This window comes from Micromonospora pisi (assembly GCF_003633685.1).
Classification (GTDB): Bacteria; Actinomycetota; Actinomycetes; order Mycobacteriales; family Micromonosporaceae; genus Micromonospora_G; species Micromonospora_G pisi.
On the sequence record NZ_RBKT01000001.1, the window covers coordinates 607358 to 624757 of the forward strand.

Here is a 17400-nt window from a genome sequence, read left to right on the forward strand (position 1 = left end):
GCTCCCCCTGGTGACTGTCGCGCACCGCCCCGGGCCAGCGGACCGCTGCCCCGGGGCGGCCACTCCCCCGGCAGGTCGTTTCACGTTCGGTGGCCGTGGGTACCTCCGGCCTCCGATGAAGCTGCCCACTCTGCACTCGACCCGCCTGCGCCGCGTGGCGCGGCAACACTTCGGCTGGGGCTCGCTGCGTCCCGGCCAGCTCGCCGCGATGCGGGCGCTGTTGAAACGGCGCGACGCCCTGGTCGTGCTCCCCACCGGGGCCGGCAAGTCGGCCATCTACCAGGTGCCGGCGGCACTGCTGCCCGGCCCGACCGTGGTGGTCTCCCCGCTGCTGGCGTTGCAGGAGGACCAGATCCGGGCACTCAACGACCGGGGCGACACGCGACTGCGGGCGGTTCGGGTCAGTTCGGCCGAGACGCCGAACCAGCAGGCGGCGGCGCTACGTGAGATCGCGACGGGCGCGGCCCGGTTCCTGTTCATCACCCCGGAGCAGTTGAGCAACCCGGAATGCCTGGCGAAGGTGCGCGCGCTCCGGCCCGCCCTGGTCGCGGTCGACGAGGCGCACTGCATCTCGGCGTGGGGAAACGACTTCCGCCCGGACTACCTGGCGTTGGGGCAACTGATCCGGGGGTTGGGGCGTCCGCCGGTGGTCGCGTTGACCGCGACCGCCTCGCCGCCGGTACGCGAGGACATCGTCGCCCGGCTCGGTCTGGAGAACCCGCGTACGGTGGTCGCCGGGCTGGACCGGCCGAACCTCTTCCTCGAGGTCGCGCACTGCCCGACCGAGGAGTACCGGTGGCGGCGACTGCTCCGACTGCTCGACACGGACCAGCGGCCCGGCATCGTCTACGTGCCGACCCGGCGGGCCGCCGAGGAACTGGCCGCCCGGTTGACCGAGGCCGGCCATGACGCCGCGTACTACCACGGCGGGATGCCGGCCGGCGCCCGTACCGAGCTGCACGAACGGTTCCTCGACGACCAGGTTCCGATCATGGTGGCGACGTCGGCGTTCGGCATGGGCATCGACAAGCCCAACATCCGCTGGGTGGCGCACCTGGCGCTGCCGGACTCACCGGACAGCTACCTGCAGGAGATCGGCCGGGCCGGTCGGGACGGGTCCCCCGCCCACGCCCTGTTGCTCTGGCGGGCCGAGGACGTCGGCCTGCAACGCTTCTTCACCGGCGGCACACCGGACGCCGACGAGCTGGCCGAACTCGCCGCGGTGCTGCGTACCGGACCGGTGACCCGGGCGGCGCTGCGGGAGCGGACCGGGTGGGGGTCGCGCAAGCTCGGCCAGCTCCTGGCCCTGTTGGAACGGGTCGGGGCGGCCGGTACGACCGGTCCGAAGCAGCGGGTGTCGAGCCCCCGGTACGCGCCCGAGCCGGCCGAGGCGGCTCGGGCCGCGGTGGCCGAGGCGGAACGGCAGCAGGCGGTGCAGCGCTCCCGTACGGACATGATGCGGGCGTTCGCCGAGGCCACCGGCTGCCGGAGCCAGCCCCTGCTGGCGTACTTCGGTGAGCAGTTGGAGTCGACCTGCGGGCACTGCGACAGCTGCCACGCCGGCACCAGCACCGCCGGGGACGGGGCGAGCGGGCCGTTCCCGGTGCACAGCACGGTGCGGCATGCGGAGTGGGGACCGGGGCTGGTGCTGAGCTACGAGGACGACCGAATGACCGTCCTGTTCGAGAATGTCGGATATAAGACGCTGTCCGTACCGGTGGTCAGCGAACAGGGCCTGCTCACCGGGGACGGAAGTCGGAACTCGTAGAATCCCCGGATGGCTTCCCCGACCGAGCTGCGGACCAGCGAATCGTTGCAGGTGCTGCGCCGGGTCTTCGGCTACGACGCCTTCCGGGGCAGCCAGCAGGAGATCATCGACCAGGTCGTCGGCGGCGGCGACGCGCTCGTGCTGATGCCGACCGGCGGCGGCAAGTCACTCTGCTACCAGATCCCGGCACTGGTCCGCGACGGCGTCGCGGTGGTCGTCTCGCCACTGATCGCACTGATGCAGGACCAGGTCGACGCCCTCACCAACCTCGGGGTACGCGCCGGGTTCCTCAACTCCACCCAGGATCTCGCCGCCCGGCGGCGGGTCGAGTCGGCCTTCCTCGCGGGCGAGATCGACTTGCTCTACCTGGCGCCGGAGGCACTGGGCTCCGGCGCGACCATCAGTCTGCTGGACCGGGGCACGATCGCCCTGTTCGCCATCGACGAGGCGCACTGCGTGGCCCAGTGGGGCCACGACTTCCGCCCCGACTACCTGGCCCTGTCGATGCTGCACGAACGGTGGCCGGACGTACCCCGGATCGCCCTGACCGCCACCGCGACCCCGGCCACGCACGCCGAGATCGCGACCCGACTCAACCTGCGCGACGCCCGCCACTTCGTGGCGAACTTCGACCGGCCGAACATCCAGTACCGGATCGTGGCGAAGCAGGAGCCCCGCCGGCAACTGCTCGACCTGCTGCGCAACGAGCACCCCGGGGACGCCGGCATCGTCTACTGCCTCTCCCGTGCCTCGGTGGACAAGATCGCCGAGTTTCTGGTCGCCAACGGCATCAACGCGCTGCCGTACCACGCGGGGCTGGACGCGTCGACCCGGGCCGCGAACCAGAAGCGGTTCCTGCGCGAGGACGGCCTGGTGATGGTCGCCACGATCGCGTTCGGCATGGGGATCGACAAGCCGGACGTACGCTTCGTCGCCCATCTCGACCTGCCGAAGTCGGTCGAGGGCTACTACCAGGAGACCGGTCGGGCCGGCCGGGACGGGCTGCCGTCCACCGCCTGGCTGGCGTACGGGCTCCAGGACGTGGTGCAGCAGCGCAAGATGATCGACAGTTCGGAGGGGGACCTGACGCACCGTCGGATGCTCGCCGGGCACCTCGACGCGATGCTGGCCCTCTGCGAGACGGTCGAGTGCCGACGGGTCGGGCTGCTCGCCTACTTCGGCCAGCACAGCGACCCGTGCGGCAACTGCGACACCTGCCTCACCCCGCCGCAGTCCTGGGACGCGACGATCCCGGCCCAGAAGCTGCTCTCCACCGTGCTGCGCCTGCACCGCGAACGGAATCAGAAGTTCGGCGCCGGACAGTCGATCGACATCCTGCTCGGCAAGAAGACGGAAAAGGTCGCGCAGTACGGGCACGACTCGCTCACCGTCTTCGGTATCGGCGGTGAACTGCGCGAGGCCGAGTGGCGCGCGGTGGTCCGCCAACTCCTGGCCCAGGGCCTGCTCGCGGTCCAGGGTGAGTACGGCACCCTGGTCCTCACCGAGACCAGCGCGGAGGTGCTGGGCCGGCAGCGGACGGTGATGATGCGGCGGGAGCCGGAGCGGTCCACCTCCCGTGCCGCCAGGCCGCGCGGCGCGGCCGCGACGGTCGAGCTGCCGCCGGGCGCCGAGCCGGTGTTCGAGCGGCTCCGGGCCTGGCGCGCGGCGACCGCGAAGGACCAGGGCGTGCCGGCGTACGTGATCTTCCACGACGCGACGCTGCGTCAGATCGCGACCGAGGTCCCGTCGTCCCTGTCCAAGCTGGGCGGGGTCAGCGGCGTCGGCGAGAACAAGCTGGCCAAGTACGGCCAGCAGATCCTGGACACCCTGGCGAACGACTGAGCGGCTCAGCCCAGCGGATCCCCCGACCGGCGCAGATTCCACCGTCCGGCACCACCCCTGAGCACGGTCCCGGTCAGCGGGGCGATGTCGATACGCCAGAACGAGGCGGGCGTCGCCGCGATCGCGTTGACGACCAGGGCACGGATCACCATCGGATGGGTGACGGCGATGACCGTACGGGCGGTGCCGGGAAGTTCCCGCAGCCAGGTCCCGGTCCGGGCGAGCAGGTCGTCGAGGCTCTCGCCGCCGTGTGGCGCGGCCGCCGGGTCGGTCAGCCAGGCCGCGACCGCGTCCGGCTCGTCGGCGGCGACCTCGTCGAGGGTACGCCCCGACCAGCGACCGAGATCCCCGTCACGCAACCCGTCGTCGGTGACGGGAGTCAGCCCGAGCGCGGTGGCGGTCTGCGCGCAGCGGCGGGCGGGGGCGCAGCGCACCTCGTCGTGGCGGGGCAGGTTCGCGGCGGCGGCGCTGGCGGCGGCGAGCCCGTGCGGGTCCAGCGGCTCGTCCAGGGGAAACGCCGCCCGGCGTACCGCCGGGGTGGGCGCGTGGGAGACGAGGACCAGTCGGATCGTCACCGCTGCGTCGACCTGCTTTCGATCCGGGTGCCGGGTCACGCCGGGACCGCCGGTGCGCGGGGCATGTGGGGCCGCAGGTTGACACCCCGGCGCCGCCGCCCGTAGCGTCCCGACCACAGCGTGACGGTGGGAGGAAGCCGGTGGGAACCCGGCACGGTCGCGCCACTGTAACCGGTCCCCGGATAACGGCGGCTCCCGGAAGTCAGACCCTCCACCGTCACGGACGCCGCTATGGGACGCGTGATCCCGAGGAGGTTTGCCATGGCAAACGTATCCGTATCCGCACTGCCGACGCCGACCGCCGTACCGGCGCCGACGCCGATCCCGCTCCGCCAGATCCTGCCCTGGGCGATCTTCGGTGCGGTGCTCGCCGTCGTGCTGCTCTACTTCGTCGGCGCGGAGCAGGGTGTGACCTCCGTCTTCTCCGGTGAGTCGGTGCACGAGTTCGTCCACGACGGACGCCACCTGCTCGGTTTCCCCTGTCACTAGCAGCGGGCGGACCAAGATGCTCTCCGCTCGTTCGCTGCTGATCCGTGGGATGCTGGTCGGCCTCGCCGCCGGTGTCGCCGCCTACCTGTTCGCCACCCTCTTCGGTGAGGGCCCGGTCGGGCAGGCGATCGATTTCGAGTCCGCGCAGGGTGCCGCCGCACACGCGGCGGCGCACGCGGCCGACGCCGGGGCACACACCGACGCGGCCGAGCCCGAACTGGTCAGCCGTCTCGTGCAGAGCACGATCGGGTTGGCCACCGCCGCACTCGTGTACGGGGTGGCGCTCGGTGGCCTGTTCGCACTCGCGTTCGCGATCGCGTACGGCCGGATCGGTCGGTTCACCCCGCGTGCGACCGCCGCTCTGGTCGCCCTCGGCGGCTTCGTGACGGTCGCTCTCGTCCCGTTCCTGAAATACCCGGCGAACCCGCCGGCCACGGGTAACCCGGACACCCTCGACCAGCGGACCGTCCTGTACTTCCTGATGATCGTGATCGGGGTGGCTGCCGGGCTGCTCGCCCTGCACCTCGGCCGGTGGCTCCAACCCCGGTACGGCGCGTGGAACGCGACCCTGCTCGCGGTGGGGGCGTACGCGGTCTTCATCACCGTCGTGCAGTTCTCACTGCCGACGATCAACGAGGTGCCGGACGGCTTCCCCGCCCTGGTGCTGTGGGAGTTCCGGCTCGCGTCACTCGGCACCCAGTTCGTCACCTGGGCCACCCTCGGGTTGCTCTTCGGCGCGCTCACCGAACGCCGGGTCCGCGCCAGCGCCACCCGACGGGTGGGCGAGACGGTCCCGGCCTGACGGGTCCGGCACGCGACAGCGCACGACCACCTCCGCTCGGCGGGCTCCACGCCCGTCGAGCGGTGGCCGTCGCCGCCGCTGCCGCCCCGCCGGTCAGCGCCGGCTGTGGACCGGGTTCGGGGTGTGTGGCAGCTTGCCGAGCTGCCGCCACTCGGTCTCGGCCACCTCGACCCCGTAGTGCTTCGCGGCGGCCTTGATGTTGGCGAACGCCTGCTCCCGCTCGGCGTCCGTCACGCCCTGTACCTGGTCGAACCGGGCCACCGCGTTACGTACGTGGGACGCGTCGACCATGGGTTCCTTGCGTTTTGTCGGGAACGCGAAGACCGTGTCTGGTAGTTCCCGCTTCTGCTTGCTACCGAGGGTGCCGTGCTCCTCGTGCGGCTTCCAGGTGGTTTTCATGCTGTTTCCCTACCCCGACCGGGGCGGGATACACCGGTTCAGTGGCTGCGGTGTTCGCCGCCGTCGGCATCGGTGGGCAGCTTGCCGAGGACCTTGTCGATGATGTGGATCCGGGCGTTGACGGCCCGGTAGTCGGCGCAGAGGGTGCCCGCCTGGCCCGCCACCCGGGCCATCGTGCCGCTGGCGGTGACCTCGACCGGGGTGCCGTCCAGGGTGGTCACCCGGCCGGCGGCCACCAGCTCGGCCAGCGGGTGGGACCCGTCCACGATGTGCGCCTTGAGCAAGGCGCGCAGGTCGTCCTTGCGCTCGATGAAGAGCTCGTCGAGGGTGTCCTCGGAGAACTTGCCGCCGAACGCGTCGTCGGTCGGGGCGAGAATGGTCAGCCCCGTCATGCCGCGCAGTTCGGGCGCGAGTCCCGAGGCCCGCAGCGCCGCCTCGAACCGGGTGAGGACGGGGATCCACTGCAGCGCCACGTCGACCGGTTCACCGGCGAGCGACGCCGGATTGCCGGGGTCGGTGCCGGCGGGCAGCACGTCGCAGAGTGGACCGGTCACCCCGACGGGTGCCGGTGCGGCCTGGGTGGCGCCCCGCTCACCGTGGTCGGTGCCCGTACATCCGGTCGCGACGAGCGCCAGGAGCAGTGCCGCGACGGCGAGGCCCGGTGCGGTGCGGGACCGGCGGGTGCCGGGGAGGGTCGATGGGTGGTACGGAGCGGATGGCTCGGACACGGTCTCAGCCCTTCGGATCCGGTCGTACCGACGGACCGGGCACGGGGCCCGGCCCGCCGGTACGAGGGTGCCGGTGGTGATCGGTGCGTTACGGGTCCTAGCTGGTCAGAGCAGCGCGCACTGGCCCGATCGGGGCCCCTGCACGGTGTTGCGGAGGCCGAGGCTGATCGGCGCCGGGCTGTTGCCGGCGCAGCTCAGCGGGCCGTTGACGGTGTTCCCGGCGACCAGGGGCAGGTCGGCGCCGGTGGCGTTGGCCGCCAGGGTGACCGGACCGGAGACCGTGACGTCGACCAGGGCGATCGCGCCGCTGGTGCCGGTGACCGACACCGGACCGCGCACCGTGCTGTCGGCCAGGAAGACCCCGGCGGCGCCGGTGGCGCTGACCGGGCCACTGATGGTCGTACCGGTGGCGATCAGGGTGGCGCCCGGCCGGACCGTGACCGGGCCGTTCACGGTGGCACCGGCGAGGCAGGTGACGCCGGAGACGACCAGCGGCCCGTTGTGCCGGCTCGGGCCGCTCGGGTAGACCCGCTCGGCACCGACGAGTTCCTCGGTGCCCTGGGCGTCGAGCAGCAGCGGGATCAGGCCCCGCTCCGGCTGGGCCAGCGGTACGACGTACCCGTCGGCGGTCTTGACGACCTTCCAGCCGTGCGCCCGTATGCGCTGCGCGACCGTGAAGCCCACCCCACCGGGACCGTCGGTACGGGCCCCGTTGTACTGCTCCTCGGTGAGCTTGTACGCGCACGGCGCGTTCTCCAGGATCTGGTCCTCGGTCGGCGCGTTCGCCGGTGGCGGGGCCTCTCCCGGGTGCGGCGCCGGGTGCGCCGGGATCAGGTGCGAGCCACGGAAGACGATCCGGCTGCTGTTCGACGCCTGGAACGTGATCGCCTCGGTCCGGGCCTGCTTGATCGCGTTCAGGTTGGCCCGGTGGTAGTCGAGGAACTCGTTGAACGTCCAGAGTGCGGAGAACGTCTTGCGCCGCCGGTTGTTCGCCGTGTTGCCCTCGTCCGGGCGGGTGGCGCCACCCGAGCTGCGCAGTTCGAGCAGCGAGTTGACCACGTTCTTCAGGCCGAGGGTGTTGCGCAGGATGGTCTCCTCGCCCAGCCCCACGTTGCCCCCGCCGTTGCACCCGTACGGGCACGGCCACCAGCCGTCCTTGGCGCCGTGTTCGTACATGTGGCCCTCGATCATGTGCTGCGACTCGTTGAAGATCGAGGTGGCCACGTTCTGGTGACGCGGCGGCAGCATCGGCAGGTCACCGGCGCTGGAGTTGCCGAACTCGTGCCCGTCGTAGCCGGCCACCGGCCGGTACTCGCGCAGCATCTGCACGAAGGAGAGGGTCTCCGGCTGACGGATCAGGGAGTAGTCGCGGTTGAGGTCCTGACCGGTGGAGTTGCCCCGGGTGTTGGCCGCCCGGCCGTCGCCGTTGATGGTCGGGACGATCAGCACGGTGGTGTGCGACAACAGGTCCTTCGTCCGCGCGTCGTCGCTGAAGGCCAGCTGGCGGGCCATGATCAGGCAGGCTTCGCGGTCGCCGGGTTCGTTGCCGTGCACGTTGCAGTTGACCGAGAGCGGCGAGGTGGCTGCCACCTCGGCCGGGGTGGCCGGCGGAGTGGGGTAGCCGATGACGAACATGTTGATCGGGCGGCCGAGCACGGTTCGGCCGATCTCGACGATCCGGACCCGCTCACTGCGCTCGTCGATCGCCGCGGTGTAGGCGTACTCGTCGACGTCGCTGGTGTACTGCGCGGCCTTGGTGGTCTCCCACTGGGTACGCAGGTTCTGGCCGGGTACCGCCGGGTCGCCCCAGGGCGCGGTGGTGGTGCCGGAGACCGGCAACGAGTACGGCTGCTCGGTGGTGCCGAGGCGGGCGCGTACCCGCCACTGGAACCGGTCGCCGGGGTTGAAGCCGGCGTCGGCGAAGGTCGGCTTCTCGTTGTTGATCTGACGGTTGGGGCGCCAGACACCGACGATGGTCGCCGGACCGGTGGCGGTGCCGGCGTCGTCCACGAGGGTGCGTTCGATCTGGTAGTCGGTGGCGCCGGCGACCGGCGTCCAGGCCAGGGTGGCGAAGCCGTCGGCCTGCTTGACGGTCAGGTCCTGAACCTGGTTCGGTTCGGGCGCGGCGAGTGCGGCGAGGGTGGTCGTGGCCGGGTTGCCGAGCGCGGCCGCCGGGGCGGTGACCGTACCGAGGGTGGCGACGAGCAGTCCGGACAGGACGACCGCCGACGATCTTCTGTATCTCATGGGACCTCCAGGGTGGAAGGCACAGTTGACCAGGGACAGCAGTCCGGCCAGCATGATCGACTCACGTGGATGACGCAAGATCTTGAGCAAATCTTGAGGTTCGATCGCGCGTCGTCCAGGCCGGGGGTCACGGTCGATCCCGCCAGACGGGCCGTGTCAGCCGTCCAGATCGGACAGGGCGGCGCCGTGCCGCTCGACGCCGATGGGCTCAGGCGACGCCGGCCGGGCGGAACTGCACACTGACCCGGGGGCCGACCGGACGGCTCGTCTTCGGGATCGCGTGCTCCCAGGTGCGCTGACAGGAACCGCCCATCACGACGAGGTCTCCGTGGCCGAGCGGGAAACGCAGACTGTTCCCGCCACCCCTGGGGCGGAGCAACAGGGGGCGCGGCGTGCCGAAGGAGACGATCGCGACCATCGTGTCGACGGTGGCGGAACGACCATGGGTGTCACCGTGCCAGGCCACGCTGTCCCGACCGGTGCGGTAGAGACACATGCCGGCGGTGACGAACGGCTCCCCCAACTCCGGCCCGTAGTGCGCGTTGAGTCGACGGCGCGCCTCGGTCAGCAGCGGATGCGGCAGCGTCTCGTGGCCGGCGTACCACCGCAGCAGGCGCGGCACGTCGACCTGGTCGTCGTACATCCGGCGGCGCTCGGCGCGCCAGTCGACCTCGTCAAGCAGGGTGCCCAACACCAGGTCGGAGCCGTGCACCCAGCCGGGGAGGTGGTCGACCCAGGCGCCGCGGGTCAGCTCGTGGCGGCGGACCGCCCCGGCGAGCCGACCGAGACTCGCCGTGGGTGCCGTGTCCAGCATCGAGGGCTGGTAGCTGCCGTGCGCCACCCGGTCAGCGTACGCGACCTCTCGAACAAACGTACGAGCGGGTCCCTTCCGGGGCTGGTCAGAACCGGCGCACCGCCGTCACTCAGTCGACGAACGTGGTACGCGGCACCGTCTCCGGTGACCAGCGCACGTCGTACCGCGAGGCGGCGACGCCCTCGGCGAACGCCCTGCTCGCCGCCCGCGAGCTGACGATCCGCCAGTCGAGTTCCTTGTCCACCTCGAACCAGATGAGCCCGATGATGTCCTTGTGCCGGGGCAGCAACTGGAACGTCTCCTCGATCCATTCGACCTTCCGCCCGTTGTCGTCGGCCGCCGCGGTCTCGGTGATCACCAACGGCCGCTCGCTGAACGTACGCATCTCGTCGATGGTCTCGTCGAAGATCTCGTCGAAGGAGCGATAGTCCGAGAAGTACCCGGTGCCGTAGTAGCCGGAGAGCCCGAGCCAGTCGACGTACTCGTCGCCCGGGTAGAGCGTCTCCAGCGGCGGGTTGCTCTCGTCCCACTGCACGTTCGGGCTCCACACCCAGGTCACGTTCTCGGCCCCGGCGGTACGGAAGAGGTCGTGCAGGTGCCGCCACGCCTTGACGTACTCGCCGCGACGGTTGCCGTTGGCCGCCTCCGACCAGGGGTACCAGTCGCCGTTCATCTCGTGGGCGAACCGGATCGCCACCGGATAGTCGAGCGACTTGATCCCCTCGGCCCAGGAGAGCAGATAGTCGTCGAGGTCGCCGCGGATGATCCGGGAGAGCCGGTAGTCGGGCTGGTCGGAGCGGATCTCGTCGATCTCGCGCTGGTCCAGGTCCTGCTCCCGGGCCTGCTCGTCGATCCGGTAGTCCCACGGTTCCCAGGCCAGCATCGGCATCATGCCCCGGTCCCGGACCCGGTCGAAGAGCGCCCGGTCGAACCGGGCGACCGCCCAGTCCGCGCTGAAGAGCATCACCTGCGGCTGCCGGCCGGCGGCCTCGGCGAAGTCGTCCACCGCGCCGAAGTCGTAGGCGCCCTCGTGCGTCATCACGCCGACGAACACCTTGCCGGCGGGCGGGAAGAGCTCCCGCTCCCGGGGACTCGGCGACGACGAACCGCCCGGGCCGGTCGTCGCCGCGACCCCGGAGCCGACGTCCGCGCCCCACCGCGGCGCCGTGCGGGGTGCGACCACGAAGGCGTACGTCAGCAGCAGCACGCCGATCAGCGCGACCACGACCCTCGGTACGGTCAGCCTTGCCATTGCCTGTCCCCTCGACTGTTCCGGGTAACGGACGCGGCCGGCGCGGCCGGTTCGTCGCGAAGTTCACGGCGGGCCAGCAGTCCGGTCACGATGGCGATCGCGGGCGGGGCCAACGCCGCCACCAGCGTCAGCGCCGGCCACACCCGCAGCAGCGGATAGCTGTGGTCCAACACGAAGCTCAGGGTGAGCATGGCGGCGGCGAACCCGGCCCAGAGGAAGTGCAGCCGGAAGGTGCCGAGCGACTCGGTGGTGCGCAACTTGCCCTTGGCGGTGACCACGAAGGCGAGCTTGCGCCGCAGCAGCGCGGAGAGGCCGGCGGCGACGTAGATCGGGCCGACGAACAACGCGAGCGCCATCCCCACCATGCCGATCTCCTCCCGTTCGTGCGCGGCGATGTTGTAGCGGCGCAGCCAGAGCCAGACCATGAACCAGGTGACGAGGGTGGTCCCCCAGAGCGTGGCCCAGACGGTGGTGTCGAGCTGGGCCGTGGTGACGCCGGTGCACATGTAGAGGGCGGTGGCGAAGTTGCCGAGCAGCAGGCTGACCGCGACGCTCGGGTAGTAGAACTGGAGCAGCCGGTACTGCCACCGTCGCCGGGTCCCCAGTGCGCGCGGCGCGCGCAGGTCGGGACGGACCAGGATCTCCCAGATCCCGGCCGCCCACCGTTTCTGCTGGTTCAGGTAGTCCGCCCAGGACGTGGGGCCCTCGCCGATCGCCACGACGTCCGGGGTGTAGACGCCCTTCCAACGGTTGCCGGTCTGCGGATTGGTCGCGGCGTGGATCCGGATGCTGGTCAGGTGGTCCTCGATGATCGAGTCCTGGTACCCGCCGATGGACCGCCAGGCGCTGGGGCGGTACAGGTGACCGGTGCCGGTGAGCAGCGGCGCGTCGAGTCCGTTGCCGCCGCGCGCGATCAGGCCGTTGTAGAGGTACTGCTGTACCGAGGCGCCGTGCGCGACCCAGTTCTGGTGCATGTTGCCGTACACCTGCGGGGTCACCACGAAGGCGACGTCCGGGTCGCGGAAGTAACCGAGGGTCCGTTCGAGGAAACCGGGCAGCGGTACGTGGTCCGGGTCGACGTTCGCGACCACGTCGTAGTGGTGCTCGTGCTCGGCCCGCCAGGAGTTGTGGTTGCCGGACTTGGTGCGGGTACGGAACTCACCACTGGGCTGGTTGTACTCGGGCCTGCCCTTGCGGCTGAAGTGACGTACGCCGAGCCGCGCGGCCATCGCCCGTACCGCCGGGTCGTCACCCTCGTCGAGGATCCAGACGTCGACCGGGCCGCAGTAGACCAGCTCCCGCATTCTGCGCAGGGTCCGCTCGGCGACCTCGATCGGCTCCTTGCTGGGCACGATCGTGGTGAGCAGGGCGACCCGCAGCCCGACCGGCGGGTCGACCGGAACCGGGTCCTTCGCGTTGAAGGCGAAGACCCAGACCGCGACGTTCTGCGCGATGCGGATCAGCTCGATCGCGACGACCACGCAGAAGCCGATCCGGGCGAGGGTCAGTTGCCAACCGCTGATCCCGATCACCCCTGCGCCGGGTACGTGACCGGGCAGCAGCAGCCAGGCGACGAAGAGCAGGCCGGCGGCGCCGTTGAGACAGACGAGCAGGGTCAGCACCAGCCGTGCGGCGGGCGAGGCGACGTGCCGGAACTCGACCGACGGCTGTTCCCGCCGGGGCGGGACCAGCGGTCCGGCGGTCGCGCCGCAGTCCGCGTACGCCACCCGGGCGCTGATGTTGCGCTGGCGTCGGTCCGGCGGGCGCCGCCGGTCCGTCGACCTCGATCCGTGGCGGCGGTTGCCGCCTCCCGGCGGCGGCGCGGGTGGGACGCGGGTAGGGCTGGCCTTGTCGGCGACGCTCACGATTTCCCCCAAGAACCTGAACCCTGCTCGCCTCAAACCCTGCTAGCCAGATCTTAAGCGGGCGATGCTGACAAACATTGCGAACCTGCTTAGTACCCACAAATGCGGCAACCCGCCCCGATCAGCTGCCCGAATTCGCTTCCCGGATCAGCTGCCCGACCGCTCAGACCGCCGTCCGCTCGTCCACCAGCAGCGCCAACGTGAATCCCGTCGGACGCCAGATCTGCGCCACCTCGTACCGCGTGCGCAGCAGTTCCTCCTTGCGTCCACCGATCGCGTGCATCGGATCGGTCAGCTCGCCCAAGCGCACCACCCAGAGCCGTCCGGCGTCGCCGAGGCAGCGGCCGACCTCCACGCACTCGGCGACCGGGACATCGCCGAAGGCGCTGACCGGTCCGATCGCGAGCAGGTCGTCGGGGCGGCGGTCGGCCGGCAGGTACCGGTCGAGCGCACCCCGGCCGACCCGGCCGCCGTCCGGATCGGTCGAGACGTAGACGACCCCGTCTCCCGACCGCATCCCGGACTCGACGATCGCGGCGAGTTGCCGGGTGTTCTGGTCGTGGCCGTCGGGCTCGCGGAGCGCCGCCTGCACCGGCATGCCGATCACCGCGATCGCGGCCAGCACCGCCGCGCCCCACACCATCCGGGTCCGCCCGAGCGCGACCGCGCCGAGGGTCGCCCACGCCGGCAGGGTGAAGAGCAGGCACTGCGGCAGCGACAGGGACACGACTCGCGAGACCAGCAGCAGCACGAGCAACGGTACGACCGCCCAGGCGGTGTAGATCGCTGTGGTGCGGCGCAGCGGGAGGCTGAACAGGGCCAACCCGAGCAGCAACGCACCCAGGGCGGTGACGCCGAACAGTTCCCCCGGCGCGCCGGCGAGCAGCCCCGGATCGCCCCCGGATGCGCGCAGCGGCAGCCCGGTCACCCGCGAACCGAGCCAGAGCAGGGCGAGCACGGGCAGCGCACCGGCCGACGACGCCAGCAGCCACCGCCGGGCCAACTGGCGCCCGAACGCGAGCACCGCCCAGCCGTGCCCGGCGAGCAGCACCAGCGCGACCGTGTCGAAGAGACCGAGCAGCAGCACCGAGGTGCCGTACGCGACCAGCAGCCAGCGGCGGGGCCGGTCGATCGCCAGCACCAGGAACAGGCTGGCGAGCACCGCGACCAGCAGGGTGAACGCGTACGGCCGGGCCTCCTGCGCGTACCGGGTCGAGGTCGGCAACAGCGCGAAGATCACCCCGGCGAGAAGGCCGACGCGCGCCCCGAACAGTCGGGTCGCCAGTGCGCCGACGAGCGCCGCCGCGGCCGCCATCGCCAGCAGCGAAGGCGCCCGCAGGGCCAGGTCAGAGGTGCCCAAGCCCTCCACCCACGCCCGCATGACCAGGTGGTACGGCACGCTGCCGACGTCTGTCCCGTGGCTCGGGAGCCAGTTCTCCCGCCAGGACGACGTGGCCCGGTCCCAGGTCACCAGTTCGGCGGCCCAGAGTCCGGGTCCGGCCACCCCGGCGAGGCCGAGCAGTCCCATCACCGCACCGGGCACCAGCCAGGACGCGATCCGCGCCACGACGGCCGCAGGCCCGGCGCTGTCCCGGTCCACTGTTCCGTACCGGGCGATCCGACCCTCTCCCCAGGGGTCCTCGACGCTCGCCTCCGACGCCCCGATCCGGGGCATCACTACGGTTTCCGCATCCGTCATCGTGACTCACGACTTCCCTAGGGATGGGCGGTCAAGGCCATGGCGATGCCGCCCTGAAGCGATGCCAGGACAAGGTCTTCGGTGTTCGCACAGCGTCTCGGGTGTTCGCGCAGCGGCGGCGGCACCCCGCCCGAGCTTCCCGGTGGGTGCCGGCTGTCATCTGGATCGTAGTGAGGATCCTTCGGGAAAAACCTTCAAATGCCCCGTATCCCGGGCGTCCCGCCCGAGGCGCGCCGGGCTTTCGCACGATCGGGTGACGGCGGTCGGGGTCCGGCAGAAGGTCGGCCGGAGTGTGGGCGCCTGGACGTTGGCGACGAAACTCCGATCTGGACGGTCCGCTGCCGGCCACCGCCCGCGAAATCCGAGGTCCGCCCGACTGACCACCGGTCGGCGGACCCCGGCCGACATCGCCGGGGCGTCGACGAACCGGAGGGTCCGACGAAACGATTGCCCGAACCACTTGGCACTCATCGGTGGAGAGTGCTAAAAAATGAGATGTCGCACCTGACCAGGGCGGTGAAAGACCACCTTGCTCGGGCAGGCGCGACCTCGGAAACGAGCGCCACAGGACCTGCCGGACCCGCCGGCAGGCAGTCTCAAGGAGGTGGTTGGCGTGGTGCTGACTTTCGATCCCTTCCGCGAGTTCGACCGTCTGGCCGGTCAGGTGTTCGGCACCACCGGCAGCGGCGCCGCGACCATGGCGATGCCCATGGACCTGTACCGGTCGGGTGACCACTTCGTGCTGCACTGCGACCTCGCCGGGATCGACCCCGGTTCGGTCGACGTGAACGTCGACGGCAGGGCCCTGACCATCCGGGCCGAACGCAGCGCCCGCACCGACGCGGACGTGCAGTGGGTGCGCCGGGAACGGGCCACCGGAACGTTCGAGCGCCGTATCGCCCTGGGCGACGGGCTCGACCTCGACCGGATCAGCGCGACCTGGCAGGACGGGGTGCTCACGCTGACGATCCCGGTCGCCGAGCAGGCCAAGCCCCGCCGGATCCCGATCGGAACGACCGCGGGCCCGGCCCTGACGGGCACCGCCACCGCCACCGACACCGTCGCCCTCGACAGGTCCTGACCGACCGGAGGACGGGTGACGTGCCCACCGGTACGACACCCGTGGGTCTCGCGGGCGGTTCGCCCGCGAGGCCCACCGGGCCGGTGCTCATTCCTCCGGACGTGGTCCGGGCTTCTCCCCGTCGCCGCCCCGGCCGCCGGGGCGGGTGCTGGCGAGCCAGATCCCGAAGACCATGGCGAGTATGGCGGGCACCTCGACCAGCAACCGCAGCCCGGTGATGGAGAGGGTCTCGTGGAACGCGGTCACCCCGATCACCACGCTGGCGATCGGGTCCACCAGCGTGATCGCGGTCAGCGGCGCGGCCAGCGGCCCGTTCTGGAAGGCGTTCTGGTTGAGCATCACACCACCGAGCCCGGCCAGGGCCAGGGCGTAGAGGTGCCAGTCGGTGAGGGCGTCGAGCGGGTCCGCGAAGAAGCGTCCGGTGAACGCCTTCAGCAGCACCGCCACCCCGGCGTAGAAAATGCCGGTGGCGACCCCGAGCAGCGTCCCACGCAGGGCACTGGTGGCACGGTGGGCGAGGGCCAGGCAGACCACCACCACCAGTCCGCTGCCGAGCCCCACCCCCAGCCAGGCCATCAAGGTCGGCTCCGGCACACCGGGGCGCGGCCGCGCGACGACGAGAAAGGCACCGAGCCCGACCACGCAGGAGGTGACCGCGATGACGTCGCGGGGGTGCGGGCGTCGACGGTCGAGGGCCGCCTCCAGCGGGATGGCCAGGAACATGCCGCTGATCAGCAGCGGCTGGACCAGCGTCAGCGGGCCGTACCGGAGCGCGAGCGCCTGCAGCAGGGTGCCGGTGATGTCGGGGATCTTGCCGAAGAGCCAGCTCCGGCGGCGCAGCAGCCGCATGAACAGCCGGGGGTCGAATGTGTGGTGCGCCGGCTCACGCCGGGCGGCGCGCTGCTGGAGCGCGGCCCCGGTGGCAAAACAGGCGGCGGCACAGAGCGCGAGCAGCACCGCGAGCGGTGTCACGGATCGTCCCGCTCGCGACGCGACGCCCCCGACTCCGTACGCACACAATCACGCTACGTGATTAGCTGCGGTCCCGCCGCGCAGTTACCCGTACGACCACAGACTCCCGAGGCACCCGGAACAGCCCGCCCCGACTGGTGTTAGGAAGGGCCCCTTCCTCTACCGAAAGCGATAACAAGGGGCCCTTCCTTCCGCTCATTCGGGCCACGGGTTGGTCTCGATCACCTGGACGAAGTCGGTACGGGTGAAACCGGGCACGAAGTGCGCGAGCACGTCGGCGTTGACGGTGCCGAACGTGGTCTCCGGACGGTCCCGGAACCCGTTGGTGAACGCGGCCAGGATCTGCCGCTTGAAGTCGGGGCGGGGATGCGCCTCGACGACCGCCGCGATCGCCGCCGGGTCGAGGTCGTGGTAGCCGATGCCCAGCACATCGGTCTCCACCCCGGCGGTGACGAGGGCGACCTCGGGTTCCATGAACTCGGGGATGCCCGGGGTGGTGTGCAGGGCGATCCCGGTCCAGACCTTGCGTACCGAGTCGGCGTCGATGCCGTGCGCGACCAGGAAGCGGCGGGCCTCGTCCGCGCCGTCGATCTCGAAGCGCCGATCGGCGCTGCGGTAGCCGTCGGTCAGCCCGAGATCGTGGAACATCGCGCCGACGTAGAGCAGTTCCGGGTTCGGGTGCAACCCCCGGCGCTGTCCCTGGAGCATGCCGAAGAGGTAGACCCGCCGGGAGTGGTGGAACAGCAGCGACGGCGCCGCCTCGCGTACCAGGTCGGTCGCCTCGCCGACCAGGCGGCTCGGCGGGATCTCGATTCCGGCGATGCGCTCGGCCATCGGTTTCTCCTCAGGATCGGAAGGTGGGGACGG

Annotated in this window: 15 protein-coding genes and 1 riboswitch; of the genes, 5 read left to right on the forward strand and 10 right to left on the reverse strand. The window is 71.1% G+C overall.

The features are described from left to right. Positions 1–115 precede the first annotated feature (115 nt). Positions 116–1768, forward strand: coding sequence for a RecQ family ATP-dependent DNA helicase (locus BDK92_RS02535; protein WP_121154209.1), 1653 nt, complete (start codon positions 116–118; stop codon positions 1766–1768). A gap of 9 nt (positions 1769–1777) precedes the next feature. Beyond that, a complete protein-coding gene (recQ, locus tag BDK92_RS02540; RefSeq protein ID WP_121154211.1) occupies positions 1778–3610 on the forward strand; it encodes a DNA helicase RecQ in 1833 nt (610 codons plus the stop codon). A gap of 5 nt (positions 3611–3615) precedes the next feature. Here the strand turns inward: recQ and BDK92_RS02545 are convergent, their stop codons facing one another. Continuing rightward, the gene (locus BDK92_RS02545; RefSeq protein ID WP_121161528.1) at positions 3616–4185 is read right to left on the reverse strand and encodes a histidine phosphatase family protein; all 570 of its coding nucleotides are present in this window, start codon (positions 4183–4185) and stop codon (positions 3616–3618) included. 119 nt (positions 4186–4304) lie between these two features. Then, positions 4305–4407: riboswitch (adenosylcobalamin (AdoCbl) riboswitch) on the forward strand. A gap of 39 nt (positions 4408–4446) precedes the next feature. Between BDK92_RS02545 and BDK92_RS02550 the strand changes: the two genes are divergently transcribed. Beyond that, positions 4447–4674 (forward strand): CbtB domain-containing protein, encoded by a 228-nt coding sequence (locus tag BDK92_RS02550; RefSeq protein ID WP_121154213.1) that lies wholly within the window; start codon positions 4447–4449, stop codon positions 4672–4674. A gap of 16 nt (positions 4675–4690) precedes the next feature. Further along, entirely contained in the window at positions 4691–5476 is a 786-nt protein-coding gene (locus BDK92_RS02555; protein WP_121154215.1) for a CbtA family protein, read from the forward strand. A gap of 93 nt (positions 5477–5569) precedes the next feature. On the opposite strand, the gene BDK92_RS02560 is transcribed toward BDK92_RS02555, so the two are convergent. From BDK92_RS02560 to BDK92_RS02590, 7 genes are all read right to left on the reverse strand, one after another. Further along, entirely contained in the window at positions 5570–5875 is a 306-nt protein-coding gene (locus BDK92_RS02560; RefSeq protein ID WP_121154216.1) for a DUF6582 domain-containing protein, read from the reverse strand. Positions 5876–5913: 38 nt separating this feature from the next. Further along, positions 5914–6603, reverse strand: coding sequence for a fasciclin domain-containing protein (locus BDK92_RS02565; protein WP_170208457.1), 690 nt, complete (start codon positions 6601–6603; stop codon positions 5914–5916). Positions 6604–6708: 105 nt separating this feature from the next. Further along, a complete protein-coding gene (locus tag BDK92_RS02570; protein WP_121161530.1) occupies positions 6709–8850 on the reverse strand; it encodes a M14 family zinc carboxypeptidase in 2142 nt (713 codons plus the stop codon). Between the two features lie 208 nt (positions 8851–9058). Further along, positions 9059–9664, reverse strand: coding sequence for an alpha-ketoglutarate-dependent dioxygenase AlkB (locus tag BDK92_RS02575; RefSeq protein ID WP_121161532.1), 606 nt, complete (start codon positions 9662–9664; stop codon positions 9059–9061). A gap of 109 nt (positions 9665–9773) precedes the next feature. Then, positions 9774–10916, reverse strand: a complete 1143-nt coding sequence (locus BDK92_RS02580; protein WP_121154218.1) for a glycoside hydrolase family 26 protein — start codon at positions 10914–10916, stop codon at positions 9774–9776. Beyond that, positions 10904–12793, reverse strand: a complete 1890-nt coding sequence (locus tag BDK92_RS02585) for a glycosyltransferase family 2 protein (protein ID WP_246016751.1) — start codon at positions 12791–12793, stop codon at positions 10904–10906. The genes BDK92_RS02580 and BDK92_RS02585 overlap by 13 nt, the downstream gene beginning before the upstream one ends. 151 nt (positions 12794–12944) lie before the next feature. Next, a complete protein-coding gene (locus BDK92_RS02590) occupies positions 12945–14480 on the reverse strand; it encodes a glycosyltransferase family 39 protein (protein ID WP_121154220.1) in 1536 nt (511 codons plus the stop codon). Positions 14481–15093: 613 nt separating this feature from the next. Here BDK92_RS02590 and BDK92_RS02595 point away from each other — a divergent pair. Next, entirely contained in the window at positions 15094–15561 is a 468-nt protein-coding gene (locus tag BDK92_RS02595; protein WP_121154222.1) for an Hsp20/alpha crystallin family protein, read from the forward strand. Positions 15562–15648: 87 nt separating this feature from the next. On the opposite strand, the gene BDK92_RS02600 is transcribed toward BDK92_RS02595, so the two are convergent. Further along, entirely contained in the window at positions 15649–16533 is an 885-nt protein-coding gene (locus BDK92_RS02600; RefSeq protein ID WP_121154224.1) for a DMT family transporter, read from the reverse strand. Between the two features lie 195 nt (positions 16534–16728). Then, entirely contained in the window at positions 16729–17367 is a 639-nt protein-coding gene (locus tag BDK92_RS02605) for an HD domain-containing protein (RefSeq protein ID WP_121154226.1), read from the reverse strand. Positions 17368–17400: the final 33 nt, after the last annotated feature.

Coding starts and splice junctions, on each gene's coding strand:
- BDK92_RS02535 (WP_121154209.1), top strand. CDS start 116: ATGAAGCTGCCCACTCTGCACTCGACCCGCCTGCGCCGCGTGGCGCGG.
- recQ (WP_121154211.1), top strand. CDS start 1,778: ATGGCTTCCCCGACCGAGCTGCGGACCAGCGAATCGTTGCAGGTGCTG.
- BDK92_RS02550 (WP_121154213.1), top strand. CDS start 4,447: ATGGCAAACGTATCCGTATCCGCACTGCCGACGCCGACCGCCGTACCG.
- BDK92_RS02555 (WP_121154215.1), top strand. CDS start 4,691: ATGCTCTCCGCTCGTTCGCTGCTGATCCGTGGGATGCTGGTCGGCCTC.
- BDK92_RS02560 (WP_121154216.1), bottom strand. CDS start 5,875: ATGAAAACCACCTGGAAGCCGCACGAGGAGCACGGCACCCTCGGTAGC.
- BDK92_RS02570 (WP_121161530.1), bottom strand. CDS start 8,850: ATGAGATACAGAAGATCGTCGGCGGTCGTCCTGTCCGGACTGCTCGTC.
- BDK92_RS02575 (WP_121161532.1), bottom strand. CDS start 9,664: ATGCTGGACACGGCACCCACGGCGAGTCTCGGTCGGCTCGCCGGGGCG.
- BDK92_RS02580 (WP_121154218.1), bottom strand. CDS start 10,916: ATGGCAAGGCTGACCGTACCGAGGGTCGTGGTCGCGCTGATCGGCGTG.
- BDK92_RS02590 (WP_121154220.1), bottom strand. CDS start 14,480: ATGACGGATGCGGAAACCGTAGTGATGCCCCGGATCGGGGCGTCGGAG.
- BDK92_RS02605 (WP_121154226.1), bottom strand. CDS start 17,367: ATGGCCGAGCGCATCGCCGGAATCGAGATCCCGCCGAGCCGCCTGGTC.